Below are 12,817 nucleotides of genomic sequence, written 5' to 3' on the forward strand. Positions count from 1 at the left end.
GAATGAAACGTAAATAACTAGTCGTAATACGGTAAATATCTACCTTTTATGATCTGATGTTTGACATTATCTTTGTAATGTTGCTATCGGTAGCGCCAAGGGCGCGAAAATCGCGCGTACGCCCAAATCCACGTCAAAACCGTGTTTTACGACGCGACAACCGCCTCGCCGGCGCGAATGTTCAGCCGGTATTCGGTCGGCGAAACACCCATCACACGACGAAAACTCTTAGCGAGCCCGTGCCCATTGCCAGCGCCGCAGCGACGCGCAATCTTGTCGACCGGCAGATCGGTGTCGGCGAGAAATTCGCAGGCCAGTTTCAGCCGCATCTGCTGCAGATAATCGGACGGCGTGACCCCGAGTTCATGCTTGAAATGCCGCAGGAAATTGCGTTCGCTCATCGCGGCCGCATGCGCGGCGTCCGTCACCGACAGCGGTCCGTCGCAATGCTCTTCGATCCACTGCGCCGCGGCGTTGATCTTCTCCGCGATGCTCATCGCTCCGCCGCCGCTCAGGCGGCGCATCAAACGCGGACTGACGCCCGGCAACAGATGCGCGGCGACATCGCGCGCCACGTCGAGGCCGAGGTCGCGCTTGATCAGCACCAGCGCGCTTTCGATCGATTCGTGCCGGTCGTCGATGCCGCCTTCCATCGCCGATCCCGCTACGGACGCATTGCGCCGCCCTGTACGCGGCTCGCGCGCATCGCTGGCGGCACAGGGATCGCCGTCGTCCACAAGCGCGTTACGCGACGCAGGGTAAGTCGCACCATGGGACATCGCGGCCGTCGTCTTCGGGCGCAGCTCGATGCCAGCGGCTGCCAGCACGGTCCAGCTATCGCCGATCGGATGAATCGTGCCCGCGGTATGGCGCACCTGACGCAGCCAGTCGAGCACGCGTTCGTCGTGCGGCGCGACGTGTCCGCCATCGACGCGCTCGCCCGCGCCGTCGCCTGCACGGACGCCGCTGGTCACGCTGCCGGCACCGCCGCCGATATCGCCGAATGCGCCCTCGCCGCCTGCGACGAACAACGCGTCGAAGCGATCCTGGCGACCCATATCGAGGCTGTCGGTGACGACCCGAATCGCCGACGTGCACGCAATATTCCCGCCTTCGGGCGACAGGAAGCGCACGTGATAGATCGGCTCTTCCGCCCCGCGCTTCTGCGCGATCGCGTTGGCGGAATGGAACAGTTCGGAAATGATGCCGGTGCTCATCAGCGAGAAGCGGTTGAGCAGCAGGATGCCGATCGATCGCGCAGCGCGGCGCGATCGGGTGTTCGTGCCATCCAGACCCGGGCCCGGCGGTGAGAACGAATTCGCGTCGTGGCCGATGTACGGCATGGCATCCCCTTTGATCGTGTCGTACGTCCGGAAGATGGCGAGCCTGTCGGCTACATCCGGTTTCATTCGGACTGCGTGTCGTGCTGCGTCCGCGAAACGGTGTAGCAAAGTGTTTCGGCGCAGCTTACAGACGCATTTAACCAGCGAGGTCGCTTTTCCAGTGTTCGTTACCTCACGAACCGGCGGGACCGGACGGATGACCGCCGAGCGCGGGGCAGCGCACAGTTCGTGGTTTTTGGGGTTGCGATGCTGGTCCGGAAGGTGATGGCAGAACCTGATTTGCGAACTCGACGCGCTGTTTTCACGCAATCGCGGGACATCGGGAATGACCCGCCCTTGAGTTTTCCGCAATCCGTCCGTTATTGCATTTTTAGCCTGCACAGAGACACTCACATGCAACAGCCGACGTTCGAATACAGCCGCCCGCAACCGATCTCCCGTTATCTGGCCGACGAGCTACGCTCATGGGTGCAACTGTGGGTGGTCGAGGCCACCGTGGCCGGCTTTATCAAGCCGCCTTACAAGATCGGCGACGATCTGCTGGAGCGGGCGCTTGCGCTGTATGAGTTCGGCGTCGAGCCGATCGATGCGGCTTACAGCCTGTTTGGCGTCGTGCACTAGACCGCGTTTTCGCAGGTTTTGCATACGGCTTCGTCGCACATCTTCCGTGACACGCGCCGGTCCATTGCAGCGTCCCCGCGCGGGACGTTCGATCGGGTCGGCGTGAAAGCTGGATGCAAGGCGAGCCGGTTTGCGTGATCGCCCCGCTGTTTTGTCGCCTCCCGCCGTTTCTCTGTTTATCTCCCTCCTCGCAGCCCAGCAGAACCTCCGTCCTGCCCTTACCGCGTGTCCCGCGCCTTCCCGTCTAAGCGATAAATTTTTGTCATATACGAGAATTTTAATTTTTCTCGGATATGATAACTCGCGTCGATAGCCCATTTTTCAGGGCCGTTGCGTCGTCCTTCAGTTCGTGTCACGGCTTGTTTTTCCGGTCGCGCCCGGGCTCACATTCACGGTTCAGATCATGTCCCAACCCATTCAACGCCTTCAGACCCACGCCCGCATGCGCCCGGCGACGATCGCCACGGTGCGCCTGTGACCACGAAATTCGACACAATCGTTCTCGGCGGCGGCATCGTTGGTGTGTCGGTGGCCGTGCATCTGCAAAAGCGTGGCCGTGCAGTCGCGCTCGTCGATAGAAAGGCGCCCGGCAACGAAACGTCGTTCGGCAATGCTGGGTTGATCCAGCGCGAAGGTGTGTATCCGTATGCGTTTCCGCGCGCATTGAGTGCGTTGCTCGGCTACGCGCGCAACCGCTCGCTCGATGTCCGGTACCATCCGGCCGCGATGGCCGCGCTCGCGCCGTTCCTGTTTCGTTACTGGAAAAACTCGCATCCGACAACGCATGCAGCAATCGCGCGGCACTACGCAACCCTGATCGAGCATTGCGTGGACGAACACCGGACGATGGCGTCGGACGCGGGCGCGACCGCACTGATCCGGCCGACCGGATGGGTCAAGGTGTTCCGCACCGATGCAAAGCGCGAAGAAGAAACCCGTGCCGCCGAACGCTGGTTCAGCGAGTTCGGCGTGACCTTCGAATCGCTCGACCCGGCCCGTCTCCAACAGATGGAACCGCATCTGGACCGGTCGTTGCGCGGCGGCTTGCGCTACACCGCGTCGGATTCCGTCAGCGATCCGAACGCGCTCGTGAGCGCCTACGCGCGACACTTCGAGCAACTCGGCGGACGCATCCTGACCGGCGACGCAAACACGTTGCGCGATCAATGGAAAGTGGACACGCAGGAAGGCACGATCGAAGCGGCGTCGGTGGTGGTGGCGCTGGGGCCGTGGTCCGACCAGATCACATCGAAACTCGGTTATCGCCTGCCGCTCGCGGTGAAGCGCGGTTACCACATGCACTACGCCACGCAGGCCGATGCGCGACTCAGTCATCCGGTGCTCGACTGCGAAAACGGCTACATGATTACGCCGATGTCGCGCGGCATCCGTCTGACGACGGGCGTCGAACTCGGTCGCCGCGAAGCGCCCAAAACGCCGACGCAACTCGCCGCGGTCGAGCCGATCGCGCGCTCGCTGTTCCCGCTCGGCTCACGTCTCGACGACGAGCCGTGGATGGGCCGTCGCCCGTGCACGCCGGACATGATGCCGGTGATCGGCCAGGCGCCGCGCCATCGCAATGTGTGGTTCGCGTTCGGTCATGCGCATCATGGACTCACGCTCGGACCGGTGACAGGACGCCTGATCGCGGAAATGATGACGGGCGAAACCCCGTTCGTCGATCCCGCGCCGTTTAGCGCCGCGCGTTTTCCCGGCGGCCGTTGATTGCATCGTTGCATGCTCCCATGCGCCACGCGCATGCGAGTCTCGACGCTCAGGCGTCCGGAGGATTGTCGAGCGTATCGCGTGACGAAGCCGTCACGCGCGGCCGTCGATGATTGATTGCGACGAAGACACCCATCAGCAGCACGAATCCCAGCACCAGCAACGACGCATTGACGAACACGTGGCGATAGCCGAGATCGTCGACGTCGATAAACGGATACGGATAAAAGCCGGTCCGGCTGCCGCGCCACAACGTGACGAACAGGTAGCACAGCGGATAGAGCAGCCACGACAGACAGTCGCGCGGCAGCAGATGAAAACGCGGCACGAAAAGCAGCCAGTAAACCACCGCCAACAGCGGAATCACCGTGTGCAGACACTCGTTGAGCATCGCGCGATAGCCGCTCGGCGTCCACAGATGCCGTAACAGCACGTTGTACGCGATGCCGACGAAAACCACATACACGACGATCGCCGTCACGACCGGCGGCCTGCGGAAAAAATGGCCGGGCGGCGTGCGGGCGCGCACGGCGACGCAGGTAAAGCAGATCGCGCACGCAAACACCGTGAGGTTGGTCAGATAACTGCTTAGCCGCTCGATGCCGTCGATCACACCGAGTCCGCGCGCCAGCATCCGGTGGATCGTGACGTCGGTTTGCAGCGCGAACGACACCCACGCGATCAGCGCGATCAACCCCGCCATCGATAACGACGCGACGCCCGGTGTATGCAGCGGCAGATCGGGTTCATCGCGGTCCGCTGCACGTACTGGCGGATTGCGCGACGCCCGACCGGATGAACGGTCTGAAGAAGTCATGCGTCGATTCTATCCGCGCGCGTATCTGCCTGCAGCGCGTGCACGCATCGCCCTTTATCATGACGTCACCGAATGGCAGCATTCCGACAAGGTGGCGAACCATGAAGAAACTCATCAACGCAGTGTCCGACGTCGTTCCCGAGCAACTGGAAGGGCTGGTTGCACTGAACCCTGGCCTGACGCTACTCAGCGGCAGCACGATCGTGATTCGCGCCGATGCGCACGACGCGGCGCAACGCGGTCACGTCGCCCTGATTGCCGGTGGTGGCGCGGGTCACGAACCGGCGCACGGCGGCTACGTCGGCGCGGGCATGCTGAGCGCGGCGGTCTCCGGCGAAGTGTTCACGTCGCCTTCGACCGATGCCGTGCTCGATGCGATCCGTGCGGTCGCCGGGCCCGCCGGCGTGTTGCTGATCGTCAAGAACTACACCGGCGACCGGCTCAACTTCGGACTCGCCGCAGAGATCGCGCGCAGTGAAGGGATCGAGGTGGAGATGGCGATCGTCGCCGACGACGTCGCGTTATCGGCGAACGGCGACCACGCGGGCCGGCGCGGTCTCGCAGGTACCGTGCTGGTTCACAAGATCGCGGGCGCGGCCGCCGCCGAAGGCGTGCCGCTGGCCGAACTCACGCAGATCGCGCGCGACGCGGCTGCGGCAACCGGCACGATGGGCGTGGCGCTAACGCCCTGCACCGTGCCGGCCGCGGGCAAGCCAGGCTTCGAGCTTGCCGGCGACGAAATCGAATGGGGGCTCGGCATTCACGGCGAACCCGGCGTCGAGCGCGGCGCACTCGAACCTGCGGACGCGATTGTCGCGCGCCTGCTATCGACCCTCGTCGACGACCTGTCGATTGCGCCGCAGGCGCGCGTCGCGCTGCTCGTGAACAACCTCGGCGGCACGCCTTCCGGCGAACTCGCGATCGTCGCGGGATCGGCATTGCGCTACCTCGATGCGCGCGGCATCGCAGTCGAACGCGCGTGGTCCGGCACCTTCCTCAGCGCGCTCGATATGGCGGGCGTGTCGCTGACCCTGATGCAACTCGACGACCGGCGTTTGCGCTGGCTCGACGCGGCGACGCAAACCTCGGCATGGCCTGCACTGAGCGGACGTGTCGCGCGGGCGACGACGCGCATCGCACCGGCCGCGCCGCAGATCGACGCGAGCGCGCATCTGTCGCGCGACGCGACGCTGCGCCGCGCGATCGATGCGGTGTGCGCATGCCTGCTCGACGCCGAAGCCACGCTCACGCAAATGGATCAACGTGTCGGCGACGGCGATCTCGGGATCAGCCTCGCCCGCGCGGCGCACGGCATTGCCCACGACATCGACGGCTATCCGGCCGAAACGTCGCCCGGTGCGGTATTGCGAAGCCTGTCGGCGACGATCCGGCGCGTGGTCGGCGGCACGTCCGGCCCGTTGTATGCGGTCTTGCTGATGCGCGCCGCGGCGGTGCTCGAACAGTCGTCCACGCCTGCGTCGCCGTCCGCGAAAGACTGGTCGGCGGCATTCGGCGCGGGTGTCGATGGATTGATGGAACTCGGCGGCGCACAGCCCGGCGACCGGACGATGATCGACGCATTGCATCCGGCCGCCGTCGCACTGGACGCGGCGCTCGATGCGTCGGCAGATTTTCAGGCCGCCCTTCGAGCCGCCGTCGAAGCAGCGACGGCGGGCTCTGAATCGACCGCGTCGATGCATCCACGACGCGGCCGCTCGAGCTATGTCGGCGATCGTGCGCTCGGTTTTCCCGACCCCGGCGCGCATGCCGTCGGCTTATGGCTCGCGGCAATCCAGCATGCGTTGTCGCGCTGAAAACCCTGAGCCCGCGTGCAGGGCATCGCGTCGCGGGCCGAGCCACAGCGTTCGCATGCGTTTTTCAAATGCATGCATGCGCGCATGCGCAAAACGCATGCGAAGCGTCACGCTAACCGCCATTACGCGCTGCGTCGTCCTCCTGCAACTTGCGCCACAGGATCTTGCCGCTGCCCGACTTCGGTAGCGACATGACGAACTCGACGATGCGCGGCGCCTTGTACGATGCCATCTGCTCATGCGCCCACGCGATCACCGCATCGGCGGTCAGCGTGTCGCGATACGCGGCGGCCGGCACGATCAGCGCCTTCACCGTCTCGCCGCGTTTCGCATCGCGCACGCCGATCACGCACACTTCGTGAATCGCCGGATGCCGGTACATCAACGCCTCGACTTCGGCCGGCCACACCTTGTATCCGGACGCGTTGATCATCCGTTTCAGACGATCGGTCATGAAAAAATAGCCGTCTTCGTCGATATGACCGAGGTCGCCCGTGCGCAAGAACCGCTTGCCGTCGAGTTCGACAAACGCGTCTTGCGTGCCTTTCGGATCGCGCCAGTAGCCTTGCATGATCTGCGGCCCGTTGACGACGATCTCGCCGGTTTCGCCCGCCGCAAGTTCCTGCAAGCTGGCGGGATCGATTACCCGCGCGTCGAGATCGAACACGGGAATGCCCAGACATTGCGGTTTCGGCCGCTGCGGCGGGTTGATATGCGTGGCCGCGATCGTTTCGGACATGCCGTAGCCTTCGACATAGTCGAGCCCCGTCAGCGTCTTCAGTTTCTTCGCGATCGCATCGGGCATCGCCGCACCACCGCCGCGCACGCCCGACGACGCCGACAGATCGTATTCGGCGAGTTTCGGGTTCGACAGAAAATCGACCATCATCGTCGAGATGGATTGCCATGAACCGATCCGGTAGCGCTCGATGCACGCAGCCGCCGCGTCGCGATCCCAGCGCGATAGCAATACGATGGTCGCGCCTGCATGCAGCGGTCCGTTCATGCCGCCCTGCATGCCCGTCACATGGAACAGCGGCAACACCGATAACGACGTCGAATCCTGCGATGCGCCAAACCACACATTGCCGCCCACCAGCGTGCTCATCACGCTGCGATGCGTGTGCATGCAGCCCTTCGGCTTGCCGGTCGTGCCCGACGTGTACGGCATCACGCAAAGATCGTCGGGACCGGCTGTCAGCGGACCGGGCGCGAAGCCGCTCGCCAGCGCGTCGCGCCACGCGGTGACGCCACGCAGGTCGAACGTGCGGCGCGGGGCCGTGACGAAGTCGGGGACAGGAATCGGGCTGGGACGCGTCAGATAATCGCTATACGTCGCGACGATCGCATGCCGGATGCCCTGCTCCGGCGCGTCGCCGATCAACGGTTCGAGGTTCGCGAACAGGCACTGCGGCGCGATGATCGTCGTCGCGCCGCTGTCGTGCACGTAGTGACGCAATTCGTCGGTGAGGTTCATCGGATTGACGGGAACGACGACCGCGTTGGCCCGCAAAATCCCGTAGTAAGCGATGACCCATTGCGGGCTGTTCTGCATATAGAGCAGCACGCGGTCGCCCGCCTTGACGCCGCATTCGTGCTGCAAATAACCGGCGAGCCGCGTGGCTTCGTCCGCGAATTGCGCAAACGTGACGGGCGTGTCGTAGAACAGCAGAAAGGGTTTGTCGGGAAAGCGTGCCGCCGAGACTTCGGCGTTGTAGAACAGACTGGTTTGCGGCAACGTCAGATGCAAGGGCACATGCGGCGGCCAATGCCGGTGATGCAAAGTGTTCATGCGTGTCTCCCAGATTGTGTTTTCGTCGGCGCGTGACCGGCGTCCGGTTGAAGCAACCGTGCCGATCCGCGCCTGTCATTGGTACGCGATGCCGCCTGCAAGTTCAATGGTTGCGAGTGTGTTGCAGCGCAATGCGGTCTGCGCGACGCCTGGATGAACTGACGACGACACTACTCGCGGTTCAACGCACAGCTCAACTCACCGACGTCGCCACCAGCACGGCCGCGCCGATTGCCACCACGTCTTCGATCAACGCCGCAGGCAGATCGCGGCCCATCGTCGCGGCCAGGCCCGCACGTGCTTTCGCTCCGCCGAGCGTGCCGATCACCGCGCCGACGACACCCGCGATCAGTCCACCGAGCAGGCCGCCATGTGCCGCGCCGATGCACGCGCCGCACAATCCGCCCAGCACGATCCGCGTGCCGAACTGCATCGGCACGGTGCGGCTCGGGGTTTTGGGCAACTGATCGGTGATCAGTTCGACGATCGCCAGCACCGTGAAAATATATGGCGTCGCGGTGGCGCCCATAAACGCGAGCGGCGTATCGTGCAACGGCAGCCAGCCGAGATGGGCGGCCCAACTGATCGCCGCCGGCGCGGTCATCGCGCGAAGGCCGGCCACAATCCCAATCAACAGCGCAAACAGATAGATCGTCATGGAAGACTCCTGATCCGCGATGAACGTGCCGCGTTACCAGTGTCGCATGCCCGGTGTCGCGATGCGCATCCGGTGCGCGGCGATCTGTATCGAAGCGTTCGCCCACCCGACGCACGCGCGAACGATGCGCGGTGCGCTCACGCGTCGATGCCTTTGCCGTCGCGCGCGACGATCCGTCCGTTCGACATCACCAGTTTGCGAACCGGGCGCGACACCACCGCGTGCGCGACCGTTTCCGCATCGACGAGCACCAGCTCCGCGCGCGCGCCCGGCGTCAGTCCGTATTCCGCGAAGCCGCACGCACGCGCACCCGCGCTGCTGACGCAATCGAACGCCGTCGCGAGCGCGTCGTCGCGACGCAGATCGAAGCGCATGCCGACCAGCATCGCGCGCTCCAGCATGTCGGGCGAACCGTATGGCGTCCATGTATCGCGCACGCCGTCGTTGCCCGCAAAAATCGTCACGCCGCGTTCGATGCACGCCTTCAACGGCGGCACCGGCACCGAAGGTGGCGCAGTGGTCAGCAGCGCGACGCGCAGATCGGCGATGCGCGTGAGCAGGCTGTCGCGCTCGGCGTCCGGCAATGCGCCGAGGCAGAACGCATGGCTGACGACCACCTTCCCTTGCATTCCCGTTGCCGCTACCCGGTCGAGCAGCAGGTTGAGTGTGAATGCGCCAAGCTGCGCGGGCTCATGCAGATGAATGTCGATTGGCTTCTGATGGCGTTGCGCGAGGTCGAATGTCAGATTCAGCGACGCGACCGGATCGCCGTCGATCGCGGCGGGATCGAGCGCGCCGAGCACGTCCGCGCCTTCCCGCAGCGCAGCATCGAGCAACGAATCGGTGCCGTGCCGCTTCAACATGCCCGACTGCGGAAATGCGACGATCTGCATGTCGAGCACGTCGCGCAACCCGTCTCGCGTCGCGAGCACGCCGTGCAGATGTCGCAAACCGGCGTCGGTGTCGATATCGACGTGCGTGCGCACCCGCGTCGTTCCCGCATGCAGGAATGCGCGGGCCAGCGCCATCGACGCGGTTGCCGCGTCGTGACCGCTCGATGCGCGCCATTGCCGTTCGTTCTCGATCCGGTCGGTGAGCTTCGGGCCGACCGCATTGCGATACCACGGCATGCCCCACGTGGTCTTGTCGAGATGCGTATGGCCTTCGACAAAGCCCGGCAGCGCGAGCGCGCCGTGGCCGTCTTCATGGGTCCATCCCGCGCGTTGCCGATGCGCGTTGTGGTCGTCCATCGGATAGATCGCATCGAAGCGACCGTCGACGATGGCGAGATCCACGCGCGCGCCATCCGGCAAGCGGATATCGGTGATCAAAAGCGGCTGTGTCATGGCGACTCCGTGTGAGCGCGTAGGGAGAGTTGTCGACGCTATCGTACACATCGATACGCGCATCGCAAGCATGCCTGATCGCTTTTATGGCGAGTCGGCACGTAAAATACGCATCGCTCGATGCCACCCGTCAAAACTGGAGAGACGTCCCTTGAAACGCAAAATGCCCGCGCTGAACGCGCTCAAAGCCTTCGAAGTCGCTGGCCGGACGGGCAGTTTCACGCGTGCCGCCGAATTGCTCAACGTCACGCAAAGTGCGGTCAGCCGACAAGTCAGGCAACTCGAATCGCAACTCGGCGAGGCTTTGTTGCTGCGTCATCACCATCATCTCGAACTGTCCGCGGCCGGGCGCACGCTGTTGCAGGCGCTTCAGCAATCGTTCGACCGGATCGAGTTGACCGTGCGCGGCATTCAGGAGAAATCGCATCGCAACCGCTTGCGGATCAACGCTCCGCCCACGTTTTCGAGCCGCTGGCTGATGCCGCGTCTCGGCCGTCTGCGCGATGCGTTGCCCGAACTCGAACTCAGCCTGTCTACCCGTCTCGACGACGCGCTCGAAGAGTCCGGCGTGCTCGATTGCGCGATCCGTTTCGGCAATGGCGAATGGGAAGGCGTCGATAACCGTCTGCTGATGAACGAGCGGCATATCGCGGTCTGCGCGCCCGCGTTGCTCGCGCGGCAAACCGGACGCGATGCGATCGACCTGAACCAGTTCACGTTACTGCATGTGCTCGCCAATCCGGATCAGCGCTATCTGACGTGGCAGCACTGGCTGAAAGCGGCGGGCATCGAGAACGTCGATACCCGTGGCGGCTATGAATTCGATCTGCTCGACCACGCGATTCGCGCGGCGATCGACGGCCTCGGCGTGACGATCGCCGATCAGCATATGATCGCGCGCGAACTCGCCGAAGGCCAACTCGTGCAAGTGCTCAACGTGCACGTGGACGGCCATCAATCGTACTGGCTGGTCACGCGTTCGACGCAACAGGATCTGCCGCACATCGCGCTGTTTCGAGAGTGGTTGCAGCAGGAGATCTGGCTGAGCGGACGCGCGTTCGATCAGTCGTAACGCCGGCGGCCATCGCGGCGTCTTCGAGAATCATCGCCGCGCCTTTTTCCGCAACCATCATCGTTGGTGCGTTGATATTGCCCGACGTGATGTTCGGGAAGATCGACGCATCGACCACGCGCAGCGCATCGACACCATGCACGCGCAACCGCGCATCGACCACCGACGTCGACGCGTCGTCGCCCATCGCGCACGAGCCGCACAGGTGATAGATCGAACCCGACTGCTCGCGGAAATACTGCAAGAACGCATCACGCGTGTTCACTTGCGGCCCCGGCGAGATTTCCTCGACGGTGATTTCTTTCAGCGCAGGCGACGCCATCACCTTGCGCACCAGTTCGCAGCCTTGAATCGCTTCGTCGATATCTTTTTCCGTTGTCAGTGCATTGATGCGGATTTTCGCCGCATCTTGCGCGCGATTCGACGCGATCTCGATCGACCCACGGCTCGTCGGACGGCACGGATTGAACGCGAGCAGAAATCCCGAATACGGCTCCGGTTCGAGACTCGCGGTGTTGCTCTTCGGAATGCGGTACGACAGCGGATTGAAGTACAGCTGCAGGTTCGGATGCGCCTGCTGGTCGTTACCTTTGAAGAAACCGCCCGATTGATTGACGCTCATTGCAAGCGGCCCTTTCTTCGTTAGCAGATACTGCAACCCGAGCTTGAGCTTGCCGAGCAACGAACGCATTTCGTCGTTCAGCGTCTTCACGTTTGCACGGTAATAGAAGCTCACGCACAGGTGATCCTGCAAGTTCTGCCCGACTGCCGGCAACGCGTGCACGAGCGGGATGCGATGCTTCGCCAGCAAGCCGGGCTCGCCGACACCCGACAGTTGCAGCAGCTTCGGCGAATCGACCGCGCCCGCCGACAGGATCACTTCGCGCGTCGCGTTGAACGTGCGCGCCACGCCGTTCTGCGTGACCGCCACACCGGTTGCGCGCCGGTTCGCATCGAACAGCACGCGATCCACCCGCACCTCGCGCTCGACGTGCAGGTTCTTGCGCGTCAACACTGGATGCAGATACTCGAAACTGCTCGACGAGCGCTGTCCGTTACGCGTATTGACGTCGTAAATGCCCGCGCCTTCGAACTGCGCGCCGTTGAAGTCGTCGCTGCGTTGGTAACCCGCCTGTTGCGCGCCTTTGATGAACACATGACAGATCGGATGCGCAGCATCGTTCATCGGCGAGATGCGGATCGGACCGTCCGCACCGTGATATTCGGTGTTGCCGAGCGGATGCGATTCGAGCTTGCGGAAATACGGCAGCACATCGCGAAACGTCCAGCCCGGATTGCCCGCTGCGGCCCAATCGTCGAAATCGTGCGGCTGGCCGCGCACGAAAATCATCGCGTTGATCGATCCGGAACCGCCCTGCACCTTGCCGCGCGGACAGTAGATCGGCCGGCCGTCCAGTTCCTTCTCCGGCTCGCTGTAGTACATCCAGTTATAGGTCGGGTTGTAGTAGGTCTTCGTGAACCCCACCGGCACCTTGAACCAGAACGAACTGTCCTTGCCGCCCGCTTCGAGCAGCAGCACCGTGTGCTGCCCCGACGCCGACAGCCGGTTCGCCAGAATGCAGCCCGCCGATCCCGCACCGACGATGATGTAGTCGTAATCCATGTTTC

Annotated in this window: 10 protein-coding genes; 4 read left to right on the forward strand and 6 right to left on the reverse strand. The window is 63.7% G+C overall.

What is annotated here, in order from left to right:
* Nucleotides 1–146: 146 nt before the first annotated feature.
* Complete coding sequence (locus PW947_RS28080) at nucleotides 147–1,409, reverse strand: helix-turn-helix domain-containing protein (protein WP_299635628.1); 1,263 nt, start codon at nucleotides 1,407–1,409, stop codon at nucleotides 147–149.
* Nucleotides 1,410–1,736: 327 nt separating this feature from the next.
* Between PW947_RS28080 and PW947_RS28085 the strand changes: the two genes are divergently transcribed.
* Nucleotides 1,737–1,964, forward strand: a complete 228-nt coding sequence (locus PW947_RS28085; protein ID WP_299635629.1) for a hypothetical protein — start codon at nucleotides 1,737–1,739, stop codon at nucleotides 1,962–1,964.
* A gap of 474 nt (nucleotides 1,965–2,438) precedes the next feature.
* Nucleotides 2,439–3,689 carry an FAD-binding oxidoreductase gene (locus PW947_RS28090; protein WP_299635630.1) on the forward strand — a complete coding sequence of 417 codons (1,251 nt, stop codon included), beginning with the start codon at nucleotides 2,439–2,441 and terminating at the stop codon, nucleotides 3,687–3,689.
* A 49-nt stretch (nucleotides 3,690–3,738) separates the two neighbouring features.
* Here the strand turns inward: PW947_RS28090 and PW947_RS28095 are convergent, their stop codons facing one another.
* Entirely contained in the window at nucleotides 3,739–4,392 is a 654-nt protein-coding gene (locus PW947_RS28095; protein ID WP_299636058.1) for a Pr6Pr family membrane protein, read from the reverse strand.
* Between the two features lie 215 nt (nucleotides 4,393–4,607).
* Here PW947_RS28095 and PW947_RS28100 point away from each other — a divergent pair, with 215 nt between their 5' ends.
* Nucleotides 4,608–6,320 (forward strand): dihydroxyacetone kinase family protein, encoded by a 1,713-nt coding sequence (locus PW947_RS28100; RefSeq protein ID WP_299635631.1) that lies wholly within the window; start codon nucleotides 4,608–4,610, stop codon nucleotides 6,318–6,320.
* A 112-nt stretch (nucleotides 6,321–6,432) separates the two neighbouring features.
* Here PW947_RS28100 and PW947_RS28105 read toward each other — a convergent pair whose 3' ends face one another.
* The 3 genes from PW947_RS28105 to PW947_RS28115 all read right to left on the reverse strand — a co-directional run bounded on the left by PW947_RS28105 (nucleotide 6,433) and on the right by PW947_RS28115 (nucleotide 10,116).
* On the reverse strand, nucleotides 6,433–8,112 hold the full coding sequence (locus PW947_RS28105) for a long-chain fatty acid--CoA ligase (RefSeq protein ID WP_299635632.1): 1,680 nt from the start codon (nucleotides 8,110–8,112) through the stop codon (nucleotides 6,433–6,435).
* A 193-nt stretch (nucleotides 8,113–8,305) separates the two neighbouring features.
* The gene (locus tag PW947_RS28110; RefSeq protein WP_299635633.1) at nucleotides 8,306–8,770 is read right to left on the reverse strand and encodes a DUF4126 family protein; all 465 of its coding nucleotides are present in this window, start codon (nucleotides 8,768–8,770) and stop codon (nucleotides 8,306–8,308) included.
* A 137-nt stretch (nucleotides 8,771–8,907) separates the two neighbouring features.
* Complete coding sequence (locus PW947_RS28115) at nucleotides 8,908–10,116, reverse strand: amidohydrolase family protein (protein WP_299635634.1); 1,209 nt, start codon at nucleotides 10,114–10,116, stop codon at nucleotides 8,908–8,910.
* Nucleotides 10,117–10,279: 163 nt separating this feature from the next.
* Between PW947_RS28115 and PW947_RS28120 the strand changes: the two genes are divergently transcribed.
* Nucleotides 10,280–11,188: a LysR substrate-binding domain-containing protein gene (locus tag PW947_RS28120; protein WP_299636060.1), complete on the forward strand. Its 909-nt coding sequence runs from the start codon at nucleotides 10,280–10,282 to the stop codon at nucleotides 11,186–11,188.
* On the opposite strand, the gene PW947_RS28125 is transcribed toward PW947_RS28120, so the two are convergent.
* Complete coding sequence (locus PW947_RS28125; RefSeq protein WP_299635635.1) at nucleotides 11,088–12,812, reverse strand: GMC family oxidoreductase N-terminal domain-containing protein; 1,725 nt, start codon at nucleotides 12,810–12,812, stop codon at nucleotides 11,088–11,090. The genes PW947_RS28120 and PW947_RS28125 overlap by 101 nt on opposite strands.
* Nucleotides 12,813–12,817 lie beyond the last annotated feature (5 nt).

This window comes from Paraburkholderia sp., assembly GCF_028283785.1.
GTDB lineage: Bacteria > Pseudomonadota > Gammaproteobacteria > Burkholderiales > Burkholderiaceae > Paraburkholderia.